Source organism: Microvirga ossetica (assembly GCF_002741015.1).
In the GTDB taxonomy this organism is placed as follows: Bacteria; Pseudomonadota; Alphaproteobacteria; order Rhizobiales; family Beijerinckiaceae; genus Microvirga; species Microvirga ossetica.
This window is the reverse complement of sequence record NZ_CP016619.1, coordinates 790,882-808,334: the sequence shown is the minus strand read 5'-3', so window position 1 is coordinate 808,334 and position 17,453 is coordinate 790,882. Positions and strand designations below refer to the sequence as shown.

The following is a 17,453-nucleotide window of genomic DNA, read 5'->3' as shown; positions in this document are numbered from 1 at the left end:
TTAGCCGTACGGAGAGAACCCGGCTTCAAGAACAAGGTTCCGAATCCGCCAGCCGAACGATCGCATCCGGCACTGCCACGACATGAGGGCTTGATCTGCTTCAGCACTCCCGCGCTTCGGGCCACCGGTACAGTTCACCAAGCCCCGGTTCGTTGGAAGGGACATTGAGCTCGGCGGGGTCAGGCTGAGAAAAGGGGACCGGATCATGGCCATGTTGGCTGCGGCCAATTTCGACCCTGACGCCAATCCACATCCCGAGAGGCTCGATCTGGCGCGACGGCCCAATCGGCACTTGGCCTTCGGCACGGGCATCCATTTCTGCCTCGGACAGCAGCTCGCCCGGATCGAGGCAAGGTGCGCGCTGGAAGCGCTGTTCAAGCGCTGACCTGGGCTCGCACTGGCGGTGCCGCCGGACACCATCCGGTGGCGGCCGCGGCCTGGCCTCAGGGCCCTCGAACGACTGCCGGTCACAACTTCTCCCCGGTAACCCGTCCCCGTCAGGTATCGGCTCAGATGGTGATCCGCGCGCCCACTTCGACGGCCTGGTCCTCAGGGATGCAGAACTGGTCCGAGACATCGCTCGCCGACCGTGCCATCGGAATGAAGATGTAGTCCTGCCAGAGTGGCAGACCCGCCTGGGCTGACGGTTGCAGTGCCCGCCGCGACAGGAAGTACGAGGCGTCGCTCAGGTCGAAGTTTACAGCCTCCAGCGCCTTGGGCACGTTTGGGCTTTCCATGAACCCGAACCGCACGACTACCCGCGAGAACCGGTCCGAGAGCGTCTCCACGGTAACGCGGCCCTCATCCTGCAAACGTGGGACCTCCTCGGTCACGACCGTGAGGATGACGTTGTGGTCATGCAGCACCTTGTTGTGCTTCAGGTTGTGTAGCAGGGCGGCGGGCACATCCTGGGAATTCCCGGTGAGGAAGATCGCCGTCCCGGGCACACGCGGCACCGAGCTGCCTTCGGCTGCCCTGATGAACTCGGTCAAAGGCGGGCGGCCCCGGTGCGAGATCTCGGCCAGCAGGCGCGTACCCTTGCGCCAAGTCCGCATCAGGATGAACAGCCCGGTGCCGACCAGCAGCGGGAACCAGCCGCCGTGGGGGATCTTGAGGGCGTTCGCGCCGAGGAATACGAGCTCAATGGCCAGGAACGGAACGATCACCAGCGCCACCACGGCCGGCGACCAGCGCCAGAACTTCCAGGCCACGATGAACAGCAGGCACGAGGTGATGACCATGTCGCCGGTCACGGCAAGGCCATAGGCTGCCGCCAGGGCGCTCGACGACTCGAACAGGACAACGACCACGATCACCGCCGCGAGCAGGAGCCAGTTGATGGTGGGGATATAGATCTGACCCTTCTCGGTTTCGGAGGTGCGCATGACGTGGAAGCGGGGCAGCACACCCAGATGCATTGCCTGCTCCGAGATCGAGAACGCGCCCGTGATCACCGCCTGGCTGGCAATGATGGTGGCGACGGTGGCGAGGATCACCATCGGCAGCAGCGCCCAGGAGGGGTAGAGCAGGAAGAACGGGTTCTCCAGCCCCTCGGGATGGGCCAGCAGCATGGCACCCTGGCCGAGATAGTTGAGGGCGAGCGCGGGCAGGACGAGGCCGAGCCAGGCGGTGCGGATTGGCGCACGTCCGAAATGCCCCATGTCGGCATAGAGCGCCTCCGCGCCAGTCACCGACAGGAACACCGCGCCCAAGGCGAGGAGCCCGGCCGTGCCGTGGTTGAGCAGGAAGCTGAGGCCATGGACTGGATTGATGGCGGCGAGGATGCTGAGATCGTCCCGGATGTGCATCAGGCCGCCAACGGCCATGACCAGGAACCAGAAGGCGGTGATCGGGCCGAAGAACGAGGCGACGCTGGCCGTGCCGAAGCGCTGCACGGCAAAGAGGGTGATCAGGATCACGAGGCTGAGGGGCACCACGTAGGGTTCGAAGGCCGGCGTCACCAGTTTGAGGCCCTCGACCGCCGAGAGGACGGAGATCGCCGGCGTGATGATGACGTCGCCGTAGAACAGCGACGCGCCGACCATCCCAAGGATGATGGTAGCGCCGGTGCTATGGCCGAGGGCGCGTTGGGCCAAGGTCACGAGCGAGAGGGTGCCGCCCTCGCCGTTGTTGTCGGCGCGTAGGACGATGGCCACGTACTTGATCGTCACAATGATGATCAGGGTCCACAGGATGAGAGAGACCACCCCCAGCACCATCCCGCGGGTCAGGGCCGTAGCGCCGGCATGATCCGTCGCGGCGGCAAGGCTTTCCTTGAGGGCATAGAGCGGACTGGTGCCGATGTCGCCGTAGACCACGCCGATGGAGCCGAGGGTCAGGGCCCAGAAGGACGTCGGGGTTGCGTGCCCGTGCTCGACAGGGCCGACGCCAACCCGTTCGCTGATCCCTGTCGCGGCCATGAACCCTCCTGTGCCTTCTGAAGGAGCAGGCCCCCTCAGCTCAACGTAGCTGCACGGGGACAGTTTCACCCCACGCGGAGACCCTCCGCAGCGGGTGACCCATAACCGTGGCACCGGACACGGCCGCTGTATGTTGGTTGCACATGGCAGATGCTCTCAAGCTCGTTTCAGCTCGGCCTGAGGAGACTCCGGGAGGCCCAGGAGCGGGCTGAGGAGGCGGTGGTCTCCAAGGAGGCTCGGGTCACGGTAAAGGTCGTCATCCGGTAGGAGGTCCAGCGCACCGAGACCGTGTCCGATACCGTCCGTCAGACGAGGTCGAGGACGAGCGCGGCAACAAGATCAGCGGCACCGGTACCACTGACCGGACCTGACCATCCGCATTCTTGGACCCGGGACGGCATCGCTCCGGTCCATTGCACTCTGCCGTAAGGGTGATGAAACCGCAGCCATCACCGGACGATACCAATCAGATCTGATCCTTCTTGGCCCCTGACCAACAAACGAGTATCGAAGCGTACAAGGATCTCTGATCTCTTGTGCAGGAGCGGGGCATGAGGCAGGGCAACAAACGCACGGTTGATGCCGTCTCGGGGCGGGAACAAGAACTGCTCCCAAACACACGCTAAGCTAGAACGAACAATGAACCTCCATTTTCGCCCAGTGGGATCATGCGGCTCGAGCCAAGGGCTGCGGCAGGCGCAAGGGGCGGAAGCCGTCGATGAGCGTGGGCTTCTCGCCCCAGGCGTAGGTGCCCGTGAGATTGATATGCTCCCAGCTCAATGGAGAGACGTGCTTGAGCACCTCAGTGGGAATGATGCGCCCCTGTCGGCGAAGATGATCAACAGCCCGTCCAAGATAGACCGTGTTCTAATGAACAATGGCGCTCACGACCAGGTTCAGCCCGGATGCTCGGAAGGCTTGGCTCTCGAATGAGCGATCCCGGATTTCGCCGCGCTCGTGGAAGAACACCGCCCGTTTGAGCTTGTGGGCCGCCTCGCCCTTGTTCAGACCCGCTAGGCAGCGCCGCCGCAGCGCGGGATCGGAATACCACTCGATCATGAACAGCGTGCGCTCAAGGCGACCGAGTTCACGTAAGGCTCGAGCCAGTTGACTCGGGTTACGGGAAGCGGCCAGCCGCTTGAGGATCGTCGAAGGTGCGACCGTCCGCGTCTGGATGGAGGCTGCCAGATGAAGCAGGTCATCCCAGTACTCCATGATCAGACTGGTGTTGATCGGCACGCCGATATGTTCGTGGAGCGCAGGATAGGTCTCGGGTTTCTCGAAGGTGTGGAGCTTCCGATCCCTGAGGTTACGAAGGCGTGGAGCAAACCGCCGGCCCGTCAGGGCAAAGAGGCCAAACACGTGGTCGCTTGTTATGTGGACAAGTCAAGCGCCCCCTGTGCCCGTGAAGTGCTCCTGGATGTCGAGCGCCGTCTCGTGATCAAACAGGCCATCCAGCACATAGGGAGCCTCGCTCTCGGTAGCGCTGATCGGCAGGATGCTGAAGTAGCCGTATTGATCGGATAGATGGCTGTAGAACTTTGACCCAGGCTCGCTGCCGTAGTGCAGATTGATGTCGCTCCGCGGGCCTGCACGATCGCTCGCCTGGAAGAACTGACCGTCTGATGAAGCGGTGGAGCCGTCGCCCCAGAGCAGGGCATGTGGATGCTGGGCGTGCCCGTCGGTGATGCAGGCCTGCGCGAGCTTGTAAGTCTCGGGCCGGGTATGGAAGATCCGCTTCCAGGCGATCTCCCGCGCACTGATGCCTTTCGAGGCCGCAGCCATGCGTTTGGCGCCAAGGTTTGTGGCGTCGGCCAGAACACCGGCCAACATGGCTGGAATGTTCTCAGGCGGATCCTGAGTTCGAATGTGCGTGAAGCGATCGGCGAACCCGGTCCAGGCATGCACCTCCGTCAGGAGGTCAGGCACCTCGACTAGCGGGTAAATGTCGCTCAGCTCCCATTTCAGCTCCTCGGCCGCTGCCGGCACCTCGCCGGGCAGGGGAGTGACAACGAGTTGTCCCGCCTCAAGCCGGACGCCTTCAAGCTTGCCGTTGCGGGCGCGATAGGCGAGCCGCTTGAGATTGAAGTCGAGGGTCTGACGAGCCTCGCTGAGATACGCCACGGCATCACCCTGAACGCCGAGACCGAGTTCATCGGCTGCTTTCAAGGCTGCGAAGGCCGGCTTCGGCATGAGTTGTTCGTCCATGGGCCGGAAGGCGCTACTGCCCTCAACCCAGATGTCGCCGGAGCGCAACCGATCCCGAAGGGCCGCCAGCGTCGCGATCTCGTACAGCCGGCGATCCGGCTTGGCGTCGGTGAAGATCAGCTTGCGGGCTTGGGCGGCGAGGTGGCCGACAGGTACTCGCTCCGGCAAGGTACGGCGTCCGCTGGCGTTTAGGGTTCTGAGCATCCCGATTGCGGCCAACAGCGAGTCATGCTGCCGGGATGAGCGGAACGTAAGCATCTCAAGGAAGCGCGCTGCGTACTTGCGCACGGGGCCGTAGCGTTCCGCAGCCAGCACAAGCGGATCGGGATCGGCGTCCTGCACCATTGCCTCGACTTCGGGTTTGGCCTGCAACAGGCGATGCCATCCGATCTCATCGTCGAGAACATCGATGGCATTCCGGCCTGTATTGTTCGCGACAACGAGGGCTCGCAAGGTGTCGCGGAACAGGCGCAGCGCCTTGGTGGTCTCTTGCCGAGCATCGGCGTAGCGCTGCTTGCGCCGCGTGTTGGCTCGCGCGAAGAGACGGCCGATCAACTTGTTGAACATCGTGACCGCCTCGTCAGTCACCTGCTCTCCGAGCGTGATCAGTTGCGCGATGATCGTCGCCCGCCGCCGATTGGCATTGAAGTCGGCCACGAGCCACGCTGGCGCCGCGTCACCCTCACGCACAATTTGGGTCCAGCGCTCAGGGTGGATCCGCTCACGCCGCTGCGGTTCCACGGCCATGGAGCGGATGAAGGCCAAACGCTCCATGAGGCCAATGAAATTGTCAGCACCGGGTGCATCGGGCGCGGTGCGCAGCCAACTGAGCCGGGTCTGCTGGATCGCTGGATCAACCGTCAGAAGGGCATCAAGGCTGTCGAGCTGATCCGGTGCCAATCCCTCCAGCAAGGCAGCTTCGGCCCGCTGGCGGGCAATGGCGCGCCCGGCGATGCCGATCTTCTCGAGTGCGCCATCCGGCAACAACAGGGCGCCGCGTTCGCGAAACGCATTGATGACAGCGGTTGCGATCGGCAGTCCCTGATCTGTCGCCATGGCCACATTGATTGCAGCTATCAGAGCCGCGCGCCGATCCTCGCGTGTCGCGGTCCGGACGCCCAGGTATTGCGCCAGACGGCGGCTGTGATCGAAACGGGTGTGATACCGGCGCGAGTAGAGGGCAAAGGCGCCGGGGTCAACCTCCAGCTGCTCGGCTACATAGGTTACCATGGCGGCCGGCGGACTTTCCTCGATCCCAAGGATCCGGCCGGGATAGCGCATGAGGCAGAGCTGGACGGCATATCCGAGTTGATTATGGGACCGCCTTCGGACCTCAGCCTGGAGCCGATCCTGCGGCGACAAAGTGTAGTGCCGGATCAGGCTGGCCTCATCGTCTGGGATGCCGAGCAGCGCCTGACGCTCTTCCGGGCTCAGAAGTTTGCGACGTGTCATCACTCATCTCCCGCACTTGTTGTCTCGCCGCTCTCACGGTCCTGAACAAAGGTGCGGGATGTTGCGGCTTGGTACAGCCGCCGCCTGGCCTATCCACACGTTACGTTCTGGATAGCGTTACCGGGACGGTCTGGAGGAACTGCTTGATCTTACTCGGCAGAAGGGAGGGCGAGTGGCCCGGACAGAGGAGGGTTCCTGGTCCGTTCTAGCTTAGCGTGTGTTTGGGAGCAGTTCTTGTTCCCACCCCCACAATGCGGACGTTGGGCAAGGCTCAAGAATTCGTTGTGATGTCGATACGGCTGCGGGGAGGCGGATCACAGCGTTCACGCCGCTATCTCCGCACGCCCATTTCGGCGGATCACTTGTGGTGGCTGACCAAACGCCCGCAGGAAAGCCCGGCGCATGCGCTCGCGATCGGCAAATCCGGTTTCTCTTGCCACCACGTCGATCGGATGTCGGCTCTGCTCCATCATCAGCCTCGCCGCTTCGACCCGGAGGTTCTCGACTGCCTTGGCCGGCGACTGACCGGTTTCCGCGCGGAATGCACGGCTGAATTGGCGGGGACTTAGATGCGCCGCTTCGGCGAGTTGTTCAACCGTCAGCGGCTTATCGAGATTGTGCTTCGCATATGCCAGTGCGCTCTGGATGCGGTCGGATTTCGGCTCCAGCTCCAGCAGGGCCGAAAACTGCGACTGGCCACCGGCACGCCGGTGATAGACAACCAGTTTCTTGGCGACCGATCGCGCTATCTCCATCCCCAGGTCCGTCTCAACCATCGCCAGCGCAAGGTCGATGCCTGCCGTCATTCCCGCCGATGTCCACACCGGGCCATCGACGATGAAGATGCGGTCTTCCTCCACCTTCACTTTTGGGAACCGGGCCTGCAAGTCCCGCGCGCGGTACCAGTGCGTGGTCGCGCGACGGCCATCGAGCAGACCGGCTTCGGCCAGCACGAACGCGCCGACGCACGTCGAGGCAACACGCCGGGATCGCTCCAAAGCGTGGCGCAGGAATTTGATCACGCCCGGCGTCAACGATCCGACTACAGCGCTGCCGCCGACTATCAGTGTGTCGAAGTTCGTATCGTAAAACGGCTCCGTCGCGACGCTGATGCCGATTGAGCTGCGGATGGACCCGCCGGTCTCGGACAGCAGATGCACATCATAGACCGGCTTGCCCATCTCCCAATTCGCGAGTTCGAAGACTGAGAGCGTAGCCAGGCTCATCATCTGAAAGCCGGGCAGGACGATGAAACCGATGCGCTGCATTGGGTCACTCCCAGGGAATGTCCTAAAACGTCGTATATATGACATTTAAGACAAGCGTCTGCAAGGCTAGTCTCCTTCCTAAGGCCGCAACCGGTCGCCAGAAAGAAGAGGCGAAGCATGAACGCCACTGAAACGAACGGCACCGCACTGATCAAAGGTGCCTATGGAGGCATGGACGCAATCTATGCAGTCCGCTTGGCCAAGCGTGGCCATGACCTGATCCCGGTCATTCGCAACCGGAGCCGCCTCGCGGTACTGGTCAGGCGCCTGAAATCATTGGCGCTCGGTGTCGGCCAAACGCCGGCCACTCAAGGCAATGACTTCGCGGAGATTCACATGACTCATTATCACGTCATCGCAGCCGCAGCATTGGTCCTCACAATCGGCACGGCACGGGCCAACGACTTGAAGCCGATCCAGGCGCAAAGTGTTCACCTAGGAGGTGTGTCCGGTACGGCCTACTACACGGTTGAGCCCGACGGATTCCACGTGATTACCACCCTCGCGCAGGACAGTGGCGACAGGACCCCAGTTCGGATTCACACCGTGCTTGTTCCAGGACAGAGGGTCATAATCTCCACTCCGGGCACCGTGGGCGTTGAGCCGACTATGATCAGTATCGGGCGCCAGGGTGACAACGTCGTGGTTCAACACAGTCCACTCTCGAATTAATCATCGGGAGGCATGCCATGGATATGCGTCGCGACTGTTGCTGGAGATGCCGCGGCTTTGCCCACGGCTCATCCACTCAGAAAAGGCAGCATGCCTCGCAGTGCGAGGTTCTCGTTCGCTCACTCCGCCTGAAGGAGATGAAGATGAAAGACTCAAAAGCTCTGCTGTTGGAATATCTCGTCTCGATCCGTGAGCCGGAACGCGCTGCGTCCCTTTTTGCGTACGACGGGGCGTTCGAACTGCCGTTTCTGCGCTCGCTCGGCGTCGAACCTCGCTACACGGGCCGCCATGAGATCACCGCGCTCCTTCGCCGGTTGCTCGAACTCTATCCGAACTTCGCGTTCGCGCCGGACGATGTTCGTATCCTGATCGAGACGCCGGACAAGACGTTCGCCGAGTATGTAGCGCACGCACGGGCCGCTGCGACCGGCAGAACGCTCCATCAGCTGTTCACGGGGTACTTGGTGGCAGAGGCTGGTGAGATCAAGTTGCTGCGCGAAAGCTTCAATCCGCTGGCGATGGCGCAGGCGCAACTGCCGAATGGCGTCGCCGATATCGGACCACCCAGCGACGTGGTACAGTCGTTCTGATCGAGTGCGAGCAGATCGTCCACCTTCATCCAGGTCGCAGTTTGATACCGGAATGGACACGACGATCTCCTCAAAACGCAAACGGGATGCGCCGGACGACCAACCAAACCTGGTCCGGGAGGCAACCTGTTCCCCTCATCAACCGACCTTTTTTCTTTCGGCGAACAGCGAGGATTAAAAGCATGACCGTCATTTCCGTCATTGTTGGAAGCACCCGAGACGGCCGGTTTTCGGAAAAGCCCGCGCACTGGATTTTGCAACACCTGAAGAAACGCGATGGCGTCGACGGGCGGCTACTCGACCTGCGCGACTATCCGATGCCGTTCTTTGACCAGCCTGTGTCGCCGGCCACCCCGGGTCGACAGCCCTATGAGAATGAGGTGGTGCAGAGATGGACCGCCGCGATCGCGCAGTCCGACGGCTTCGTCTTCGTCACCCCCGAGTATAACTACGGTCCCTCCGCGGTGCTCAAGAACGCGATCGACTGGGTCTATCCCGAGTGGAATCGCAAGGCGGCTGGCTTCGTGAGCTACGGATCCGCCATGGGCGCGCGCAGCGTGCAGCAGCTCCGCCAAACCTTGATTGAGCTTCAGATCGCCCCGATACGCTCATCGGTCCACATCCCTGTCGCCACCCTATGGGCTCACTACAAGGGCGGCGATGTCGATGCCGGGCTGGCTGAGCTGGAAAAGCCTGCCGAGATGTTGATCGACGATCTGCTGTGGTGGACCGCGGCCTTGAAGGCAGCGCGCGCCAGTGCGTCCTGACTAGCCACTGCGGAGACGGCTCCAATTGCCGCACAATTTTCGGCACTGTTGCAGTAACTTGAAAAGGGCATAACGAACCCCACCGAACAGGCCGCTCAGGCAGCAAGACCGAAGAGCTGATTGATAAGACGGATTTTGCCAGTCGCTCGACATCCTCGCTTGTTGTAATGACCGCGGCGGATCATGCGCATGATTTCAAAACCCGCCAGGGTCGCGGCGGCGGTTTTCATCGTCTGGAAGCCACGCGTCGGACGGATCACGCGCTTGAGCGCGCCATGATCCGCCTCAAGGATGTTATTCAGATATTTCGAGGTGCGGTGCTCGACATCTTTCGACAACAGCCCTTCGTTCTGCAGGCGCAGGATCGCCCTGGGATACGACGCCAGCTTATCCGTCGTGATAGAGGATGGTGGACAGTGGCTCATCGCCTTGAGGGCTTTACGCAGGAAACGATAAGCGGCGTTGGTATTCCGGCGATCGGATAGCATGAAGGCGATCAACCGACCGTGCTTGTCGACCGCGCGAAACAGGTACTTCCACTTGCCGCCGACGCGGATGTAGGTCTCGTCCACTCTCCAGGAGCGTGAGCGAGGTCCCTGGTAGGGCCGGATCCGCTTCTCGATCTCCGGAGCGTAGCGCTGAACCCATCGAAAGATTGTGGATGGATCAACGGCGACACCGCGCTCGGACGTCATCTCGGCGAGATCGCGATAGCTGATCCCATACTTGCAGTACCAGCGCACGCACAGCAGGATGATCGTGACCGGAAAGCGGCGGCGCTTGAACAGAGACAATAGGACGGCTCCTCGACTGACCGCTCCGGATTACACTGCCGAGGTTAATGCAACAGTGCCGTTCTACCTCGAGACCGTCAAATCGGTGTTCCAGGACAATGATGTTGGGCGCAACCAGCCCAAGTACCGCGGCCAGTCCCTTGATCTCCGCTCTATCCGACGGACCGCCCTTCTGACGGTTGAGGGGGAACGCGATGATATCTGCTCGGTTGGCCAGACGGTGGCAGCCCATGATCTCTGCTCACAGCTACCTCCCTTCATGAAGCGCCACCACCTGCAGACCGGTGTCGGCCATTACGGTGTCTTCTCGGGCAGGAAGTGGGAGAACCAAGTCTATCCGGTCGTGCGGAACTTCATCTTGTCGAACAACTGACAAGGCGTATGTCCGCGTTTCATGGGATGGCCAGGACTGGCGTTCCACATGCCGTGGCGGCACCTCAGGCCGTTCCGACGGCGTCGTAACCTTAACTGGGGTTGCTTACCTCGACGAGATTTTCTGCCGGGTCACATCGCGGGTTTTCACTGGCTTTCGCTCTGACGTGATAAGCCTAGTTCAATTGGCGATTCCGTCTGCGCTAGAGTGGAAAACGATAGCCGCTCACCAGCCTCCTGGTGCCTGCACTCGGGATTCTAACTCGTTCAGGCGCTGAACATAACGCCTGCGCGCCTCCTGGTGGTGCTTCTCGCGTTCGGCACAAACGGCGTGCCTTGAAGCCTCCGCGACTGAGCCCAGCTTGGATTGCTCCTGATCCATCTCGTAGCGGCACTCCAGATCAGCCATGGCCGCAAGCGTGGCCTGGATTTCGCCGAGCAGATCATCTGGCGGATAGAATCGTCTCATTGCCGGTGAGGCGATGGGCTGCCGAAGAAGGTTGCGTTGCACTTTGAGCTCTCCATCGACGAGGGTGACATTCAGTGACGCTTTGTCGCCAAGCCGTGGCTCGGATCAGTCCTAGCCCGTTGCTATGCAAGGAGCGTGCCAGGACTGATCCGGTGAGAAATAGAAGGGCAGCAAAAATGGGTAGCCATGAACCTGAATAAGGTCGTCGACCTCCCTTGCCGCTGTCAAAGTTGCACCCAGAGCCCTTGATCAGATGGCATGCTCCATCGAGACCAAGGGTCCCTCAAGGGCTCAGGAGTTGGGCGTCAAGCCAGGATCTTTATCGTCCCTCGGCTCGGGCGTGAGACCATAGGTCGACGCTGCAATGACCCATCGGAGAAAGGTCGTGCGATAAGCTGAACAAGAGGATGTTGGTGAGCCACTGCGTCGTCGCTATGCATCTCGTGGTGAAAGAACAGACACGGTGACGTTTTCGCGCGCAGTCGCGCGAAAGCAGAATGCCGAGTCGACATTGCTGATTGTGAGCCGCGACCTCATTATGCAGAGCCCTCGCTATCCGAGCATTAAACCTTACCAAATTGCATCTGACGATAACGCCCCGGCTTCTCAGTCGGGGCTTCGAGATCGTGCGGTCCGCTTGTCCTTACGCTCTGCGGTTGCCTACGAGCGCGAGGAGGAACTGGAACATGTTGATGAAGTCCAGATACAGCGTCAGGGCGCCGAACACGGGGGCCTTCGCGGCAGTCTCGGAGTCGAAATTGCCGTAAAGGTACATCTCCTTCAGCTTCTGCGTGTCGTAGGCCGTCAGGCCTGCGAAGATCAGCACGCCGATCACGGAAATGCCGAACTGCAGCATGCTCGATGCCACGAAGATGTTGACGATCGAGGCCAGGATCAGGCCGACGAGACCCATGATCAGGAACGAGCCCATGCCGGACAGGCTGCGGTTCGTGGTGTAGCCCCACAGGGACAGCGAGCCGAAGGCCGCCGCCGTGATGAAGAACACCTGCACGACGCTTTGTTGCACGAATAGGCGAGTTGGTAACTGGAGCCGGATCACATAGGAGGTCTGTGCCCTTCCTGTGGAATGTCTCCCGTGCCCCTACCGCGTTTGACCCGTTCCGGTCGTTCGCCGAACCGGCAATCGCTTCGATGGCTGCCGATCATAGCCGCGTTAATTCCGGTTGTTCGGCGTGACCGAGCTGCGAGGATTGAGGCGGCCCAGGCTATCCGACTGCGCTCTGGAGGGCGTTCATGGCACCGTGTCGGGTCGAGCGGAGCCTCGCGGCGATTATGGCCACTGACATCGTCGGGTACTCACGCCTGATCGAAGCAGACGAGGCTGACACCCTCGCCGCGATCAAGAGGCTGAGCTCTCAGGTCATGGATCCGCTCCTCGCAGAGTACAAGGGATCCCGGTCAGAGCCTCGGGATCGGTTGGGGCCGTGCCGCGCCACAGGCGGCGGCCCTGCTCATCTACGATGCAGATCGTGGTCTCCTTTTGTGACACATCCAAACCGGCATAGTGGGTCATCATCTGCTCCTGCTCTGTTGGGCTAATCAGACTGTCGCCTGATCGGCGTCTCCGCTAGAGCTCTCGCGCTCCCCGCCATTATCCGATGTCCACATATGACGATACCCTCGGCACTGATGCGGCGTGGTCACGCGCCCCATCGCAACGCGGCCGTGTGCACTGGCTGATCCCAAAGCCGGATCAAGGTGTCATCCAGCACTGTCACCGTGAGGGAACAGCCGGCCATGTCGAGCGAGGTCACATAGGGGCCGACGAGCGAGCGAGCGAGGATTGCGCCGGCGTTGTCGAGGAGGCGCTTCGCGCTGTCGAACATCAGGTAAAGCTCCATTGCGGGCGTGCCGCCGAAGCCATTCACGAGGAGAAGGACCGGGGTGCCCGGTCTGATCGCAAGATCCGCCAGGATCGGCGCCATCAAGTCCTCGGCAATCCGATCCGCCTTCTCGAGGCGCACACGGCGCCGACCCGGTTCGCCATGGATCCCGACGCCAAACTCCATCTCGTCGTCTGAAATCTCGAAAGTCGGCTTTCCGGCCGCCGGTACGGTGCAGGATGTCAGTGCAACGCCCATCGAGCGGGTTTGGCTATTGACCTGCTGTCCGAGCGTCTGGAGCTCTGCGAGACCTGCCTTTGCCTCGGCGGCTGCGCCGACCATTTTCTCAACGACGAGGGTGCCGGCGACGCCCCGCCGGCCGGTCGTGTAGAGGGAGTTCTCGACCGCGACGTCATCATCTGTGACGACTGTCAGGACCTTGCGGCCCGCCATCTCGACGGCCATCTCGAAGTTCATCACGTCGCCTTCATAGTTCTTGACGATGAAGAGGCATCCGGCGCCGGTGTCGACGGCCTCGGCGGCTTCCACCATCTGGTCCGGTGTCGGCGAGGTGAATACCTGGCCGGGGCACGCCGCGTCGAGCATCCCAAGTCCGACGAAGCCAGCATGAAGCGGCTCGTGGCCCGATCCGCCGCCCGAGATCAGCGCAACCTTGCCGTGCGTGAGGGAGCGGCGCCTGACGAACTTTCGCTCGGGCCCAAGGACAACGATGTCCGCATGAGCGGCAGCGAACCCGTCGAGGCTTTCGGACAGGACCGTCTCGACATCGTTGACGAACTTCTTCATGGCTCCCTCCGTTCTGAGGCGCGGATGATGTGGGCGATGCGCCGGGCCATCTCTTCCATCAGGTCTTCGAGGGCGCGATTGCGTTTCGCGTCGCCGAGGTCGGGAACATTGATGGTGATGCGCCGCGTGGCCGGCCCGTGCCCGGCCGTCACCAGGCGGCGCGGATGGGCGGCGTGATAGGCGTCCAGGAAGGCCTGCCGCTCCGCGGGCGAGAAGTGGCAGACCTCGAAGATGACCGAGAGGTGCTGCACCGGCACCGGCACCGGATAGACCGGGTTCGTAATCTGCGAGACGAAGCTGCGGTTCTTGTTGAGCGCAATGGCCAGGCGTTGCCGCGTCCCGGATGGTCGGCGATCGAGCAGGTCCGCCAGAATCTGCTTATAGGCGCCGACTGCATCGGTCTTCGTCGCCTTGTCGGCCGGGCGAGACGTCATCGCTCGCCGTCCCGGAGGTCGATGGCAGCGATCGCCGCCTTCGTCGTCGCCACGAGGGTCGGCGCGACGGAGACGGTGCGCAGCCCGCGCCGCAGGAGCAGCGGCAGCATGCGGGGATCAGCCCCGGCATCCCCGCAGAGGGACACCTTGCGGCCGCTCCTCGCCCCGTGAGCGGCGACCTCTTCGATGAGGCGCAGCACCGCCGGATGGGCGGGATCGGCGAGGGACACGACGGAGGCGGTGTCGCGGCTCGCGGCCGTGACATATTGGGTTAGATCGTTCGAGCCGATGGAAAAGAAATCGGCGTCGAAGAGATCGATCGCGATTGCGGCCGCAGGCACCTCGACCATCATGCCGAGCGGCGGCCGTCGATGGGGCAGGCCTTCTGCAGACAACGAGGCCACCGCCTCGTCGAGAAGTGCGCGGGACGCGGACAGTTCCTCCCGGACTGTCACCATCGGCACCATGATCTCGATGCCCCCATAGGCGGCCGCGCGGGCGAGCGCTCGAAGTTGCGTTCTGAACAGATCCAGGTGTTTGAGAGTGAGGCGAACGCCGCGCAGGCCGAGGAACGGGTTCGTTTCGCCGTTCTCGGTTAGACCCGGGATCGGCTTGTCGCCGCCCGCGTCCAGTGTGCGGATGATGACGGGCTTGCCGGACGCCCATTCGACGATGCGCCGGTAGATTGCGACCTGATGCTCCTCGTCGGGCAGCCCGCGGCCGCCGAACAGGAGTTCCGTCCGCACCAGCCCGATGCCGTCGCAGGATGCGAGGTCAAGCGCGTCGAGTTCCGCCGGATCGGCGATGTTGACCTGAACGGCGATCGGCGTGCCGTCTGCAGTCACCGCGGGCTTCAGACGGTAGGCGGCATGACGGGCCACGGTGTCAGCCGCCGCCATCTCGAGCGATCGGAACGCCTCCAGGTCCGCCGCATCGGGGCCAATTAGGACAAGGCCCGTCGCGCCGTCCACGATCGCCTCGGACGGGGTTGATCCGAGCGCATCCGCGGAGATCCTCACGCCGACCACCATCGGCACGCCGCGCCCTCGCGCCAGGGTGGCCACATGGCTCGTCGGGCTCCCGCCGGCGAGGACGATGGCGCCTCCGGTCCAGTCGGTGGCGAGGAAGCGGGAAGGCGTCACGTTGTCGGCGAAGACAACGGACCCGGGCGGGATCGTACGGGTGCCGGCGCCCGTCAGCGCGTCGAGGACCCGGTCCCGCATATCCTCGAGATCGGTCGCCCGGGCGCGGAAATACTCATCCTCGGAGGCGGTGTAGCCCGCGATCTCCCGATCAAGGGCGCGGCGCCAGGCGTGATCCGCCGGGATGCCGGCCGCAATCTCCGCGAAGGCATCGGCCGACAGCGCGTCGTCCTCCAGCATGGCGATCTGGAAACCCAGAATCTCGGCGCCCGCGTCGCCGGCCTCTGCGGCGAGAAGGTTCAGCGTCTCGATCGCGGTCCGGATCGCCATGCGCAAGGCGCTTGCCTCGAATGCCGGGTCGCCGGTGACCCGGCATTCGCCGCCGGCCCGATCGAGGAGTGCGACTGGCCCGCGCGCCAGTCCCGGCGCGGTGGGGCGACCGACGAGGCGGGTGGCGGGCATGGTCGTCACTCCTCGTCGAACTTGCGCTCGACGAGATTGACGACGGCCGCGACCGCGGCCTGCGCATCCTCGCCCTCGGCGCGCACATGGACAACCGAGCCCCGCCCGGCCTTGACCCGCATCACCTGTACAGGGCTCTTCGCATCGGACCACGGACCATCCGGAGCGAGCGCGAGCTCGACATTCGCCCGGAAGCTCTTAGCGAGCTGGGTGAGCTTCACCGATGGGCGCGCATGGAGCCCGACAGCGTTCGTCAGCATCATATTGGCCGAGGCCCTGTTCATCTCGTCACTCCAACCCTCACGGGCTCAACTCCTCGGCGGTGCGCTTGACGGTCTCAAGAGATGAGCCTCCCGACGATTCCGCGGCGGCGATCACGGCCCCTTCCACGATGGGCGCGTTGCAGACTACAACTTTGCCGCGCCAATTCTCCGGCAGCATCTCGACCGCCATTTCGCTGTTCGTCTCGGCGCCGCCAAGATCGACCAGGATGGAGGCTTGTTGCACGGATGAGCGAATTGGTAACCGCAGCCGGGTAGCGTAGAGGCCTATTCGGCTTCTGATCAAAGATTTCTACCGTGCCCTTCAAAGCCAATGCCGCTCGCCGTCATCGTATCCCCAGGCAGCGGCACCGGGTGACAAACTGGGCCGAGTACGACGCCAGCCTGCGTCAGCGGGGCAGTCTCACGGTATGGTTCACCGAGGAAGCGATTGCAGCCTGGCGGGCTGAGCCTCGGACGACACGCGGCGGTCAGCCGCATTATTCGGCCCTGGCAATCAGGACAGCCCTGACCCTCCGGGCGGTGTTTCGGCTGGCGCTGCGCCAAGCCGAAGGTCTGATCGGCTCAGTCCTCCAACTCCTCGGTCTGGACCTGCCGGTGCCGGATCACTCGACCCTGAGCCGACGCGCCGAGACCCTGGAGGTCCCAAAGTCATCTCCAAGCTCGAGAGGGCCCGTTCACCTGCTGGTGGACAGCACGGGCTTGCGGCTCCGTGGGCCCGGGGAGTGGCTGGTCGAGAAGCACGGGACCCGCAGGCGCCGATCCTGGCGCAAGCTGCACCTCGGTGTCGATGCCCGCACTGGGGAGATCCTTGCCTCAGAGCTGACGCCCCATGATGTCGATGATGGCTCGCAGGTTGAGCCCTTGCTCGACCAGATCACCGGTCCAATCGCCACCCTTACAGGCGACGGGGCCTACGATCAGGAGGACATCTACAGTATCGTCGTCCAACATCATCCTGATGCTGGCGTGATCGTTCCACCTCGATCAACGGCAGTGCTGAGCGAGAATGTGGAGACAACTCCAACCCAGCGCGATCGGCATCTCCAAAGCATCCGTGAACAGGGACGCATGGGCTGGCAGAAGACCTCCGGGTATACGCGTCGTGCCTTGGTAGAGTCGGCTATCAGCCGCTTCAAACGAGTGATCGGGGATGCGCTGCGCTCACGGACGGATCAGCGTCGCGCGACCGAAATTTCCATTGCCATTCATGCCTTGAACCGCATGCTTGAGCTCGGATGCCCGACGTCCGTCCGCATCGCCTAAACTCCAGGCAGGGGGTGGGCTCAGTGCGTTCACCAACTGATCCATGCAACACGGTCCCGCGCAGGACGCCACCAGAAGGGAACGTCAGGAGCTGACACTGAGCTACCTCTGTTCCGAGTTCCACGATCGCGCGCCGAGCGGACATTCATTCAGTCCGCGTTACGTTACACATTGACCCGATGCAGACCTTCGAGGACTGAAATTA

At 62.7% G+C, this 17,453-nt stretch carries 11 protein-coding genes and 5 pseudogenes; 6 read left to right on the top strand and 10 right to left on the bottom strand.

The window, feature by feature from the left end; all coding sequences use genetic code 11:
* Positions 1-112: 112 nt before the first annotated feature.
* Positions 113-487 (top strand): annotated as a pseudogene (locus BB934_RS42055) (cytochrome P450); the annotation flags it as partial.
* A gap of 22 nt (positions 488-509) precedes the next feature.
* Here the strand turns inward: BB934_RS42055 and BB934_RS42050 are convergent.
* From BB934_RS42050 to BB934_RS42040, 3 genes and pseudogenes are all read right to left on the bottom strand, one after another.
* Positions 510-2,420 (bottom strand): potassium transporter Kup, encoded by a 1,911-nt coding sequence (locus BB934_RS42050; RefSeq protein WP_099515494.1) that lies wholly within the window; start codon positions 2,418-2,420, stop codon positions 510-512.
* A gap of 666 nt (positions 2,421-3,086) precedes the next feature.
* Positions 3,087-6,080 (bottom strand): annotated as a pseudogene (locus BB934_RS42045) (Tn3 family transposase).
* Between the two features lie 323 nt (positions 6,081-6,403).
* Positions 6,404-7,348: a GlxA family transcriptional regulator gene (locus BB934_RS42040; protein ID WP_099515493.1), complete on the bottom strand. Its 945-nt coding sequence runs from the start codon at positions 7,346-7,348 to the stop codon at positions 6,404-6,406.
* Positions 7,349-7,465: 117 nt separating this feature from the next.
* Between BB934_RS42040 and BB934_RS51350 the strand changes: the two genes are divergently transcribed.
* From BB934_RS51350 to BB934_RS42025, 3 genes are all read left to right on the top strand, one after another.
* Positions 7,466-8,020: an SDR family oxidoreductase gene (locus BB934_RS51350; protein WP_418294822.1), complete on the top strand. Its 555-nt coding sequence runs from the start codon at positions 7,466-7,468 to the stop codon at positions 8,018-8,020.
* Positions 8,021-8,157: 137 nt separating this feature from the next.
* On the top strand, positions 8,158-8,610 hold the full coding sequence (locus tag BB934_RS42030; protein WP_237050682.1) for a nuclear transport factor 2 family protein: 453 nt from the start codon (positions 8,158-8,160) through the stop codon (positions 8,608-8,610).
* Positions 8,611-8,792: 182 nt separating this feature from the next.
* Positions 8,793-9,377 (top strand): NADPH-dependent FMN reductase, encoded by a 585-nt coding sequence (locus tag BB934_RS42025; RefSeq protein ID WP_099515492.1) that lies wholly within the window; start codon positions 8,793-8,795, stop codon positions 9,375-9,377.
* 95 nt (positions 9,378-9,472) lie between these two features.
* Here BB934_RS42025 and BB934_RS42020 read toward each other — a convergent pair whose 3' ends face one another.
* Positions 9,473-10,171 (bottom strand): IS6 family transposase, encoded by a 699-nt coding sequence (locus tag BB934_RS42020; protein ID WP_099515491.1) that lies wholly within the window; start codon positions 10,169-10,171, stop codon positions 9,473-9,475.
* 58 nt (positions 10,172-10,229) lie between these two features.
* Here BB934_RS42020 and BB934_RS42015 point away from each other — a divergent pair.
* Positions 10,230-10,544: pseudogene (locus BB934_RS42015) on the top strand (polyhydroxyalkanoate depolymerase); the annotation flags it as partial.
* Between the two features lie 1,111 nt (positions 10,545-11,655).
* Here the strand turns inward: BB934_RS42015 and BB934_RS42005 are convergent.
* From BB934_RS42005 to BB934_RS41975, 6 genes and pseudogenes are all read right to left on the bottom strand, one after another.
* Positions 11,656-12,045: pseudogene (locus tag BB934_RS42005) on the bottom strand (Bax inhibitor-1/YccA family protein); the annotation flags it as partial.
* 628 nt (positions 12,046-12,673) lie between these two features.
* Positions 12,674-13,663, bottom strand: coding sequence for a dihydroxyacetone kinase subunit DhaK (dhaK, locus tag BB934_RS41995; RefSeq protein ID WP_099515487.1), 990 nt, complete (start codon positions 13,661-13,663; stop codon positions 12,674-12,676).
* Positions 13,660-14,097, bottom strand: a complete 438-nt coding sequence (locus BB934_RS41990) for a hypothetical protein (protein WP_099513924.1) — start codon at positions 14,095-14,097, stop codon at positions 13,660-13,662. Before BB934_RS41990 ends, dhaK begins: the two co-directional genes overlap by 4 nt.
* Positions 14,094-15,701: a phosphoenolpyruvate--protein phosphotransferase gene (ptsP, locus tag BB934_RS41985; protein WP_099513923.1), complete on the bottom strand. Its 1,608-nt coding sequence runs from the start codon at positions 15,699-15,701 to the stop codon at positions 14,094-14,096. The genes BB934_RS41990 and ptsP overlap by 4 nt, the downstream gene beginning before the upstream one ends.
* A gap of 5 nt (positions 15,702-15,706) precedes the next feature.
* Positions 15,707-15,985 carry an HPr family phosphocarrier protein gene (locus tag BB934_RS41980; protein ID WP_099513922.1) on the bottom strand — a complete coding sequence of 93 codons (279 nt, stop codon included), beginning with the start codon at positions 15,983-15,985 and terminating at the stop codon, positions 15,707-15,709.
* A gap of 16 nt (positions 15,986-16,001) precedes the next feature.
* Positions 16,002-16,196 (bottom strand): annotated as a pseudogene (locus BB934_RS41975) (PTS sugar transporter subunit IIA domain-containing protein); the annotation flags it as partial.
* Between the two features lie 83 nt (positions 16,197-16,279).
* Here BB934_RS41975 and BB934_RS41970 point away from each other — a divergent pair.
* Positions 16,280-17,248 (top strand): IS5 family transposase, encoded by a 969-nt coding sequence (locus BB934_RS41970; protein ID WP_099515485.1) that lies wholly within the window; start codon positions 16,280-16,282, stop codon positions 17,246-17,248.
* Positions 17,249-17,453: the final 205 nt, after the last annotated feature.

What these genes read in the sequence shown, in the direction of transcription:
- ptsP (WP_099513923.1), bottom strand. Translation starts at nt 15,701, where the DNA reads ATGCCCGCCACCCGCCTCGTCGGTCGCCCCACCGCGCCGGGACTGGCG.
- BB934_RS42025 (WP_099515492.1), top strand. Translation starts at nt 8,793, where the DNA reads ATGACCGTCATTTCCGTCATTGTTGGAAGCACCCGAGACGGCCGGTTT.
- BB934_RS41980 (WP_099513922.1), bottom strand. Translation starts at nt 15,985, where the DNA reads ATGAACAGGGCCTCGGCCAATATGATGCTGACGAACGCTGTCGGGCTC.
- BB934_RS51350 (WP_418294822.1), top strand. Translation starts at nt 7,466, where the DNA reads ATGAACGCCACTGAAACGAACGGCACCGCACTGATCAAAGGTGCCTAT.
- BB934_RS42030 (WP_237050682.1), top strand. Translation starts at nt 8,158, where the DNA reads ATGAAGATGAAAGACTCAAAAGCTCTGCTGTTGGAATATCTCGTCTCG.
- BB934_RS42050 (WP_099515494.1), bottom strand. Translation starts at nt 2,420, where the DNA reads ATGGCCGCGACAGGGATCAGCGAACGGGTTGGCGTCGGCCCTGTCGAG.
- BB934_RS42040 (WP_099515493.1), bottom strand. Translation starts at nt 7,348, where the DNA reads ATGCAGCGCATCGGTTTCATCGTCCTGCCCGGCTTTCAGATGATGAGC.
- BB934_RS41990 (WP_099513924.1), bottom strand. Translation starts at nt 14,097, where the DNA reads ATGACGTCTCGCCCGGCCGACAAGGCGACGAAGACCGATGCAGTCGGC.
- dhaK (WP_099515487.1), bottom strand. Translation starts at nt 13,663, where the DNA reads ATGAAGAAGTTCGTCAACGATGTCGAGACGGTCCTGTCCGAAAGCCTC.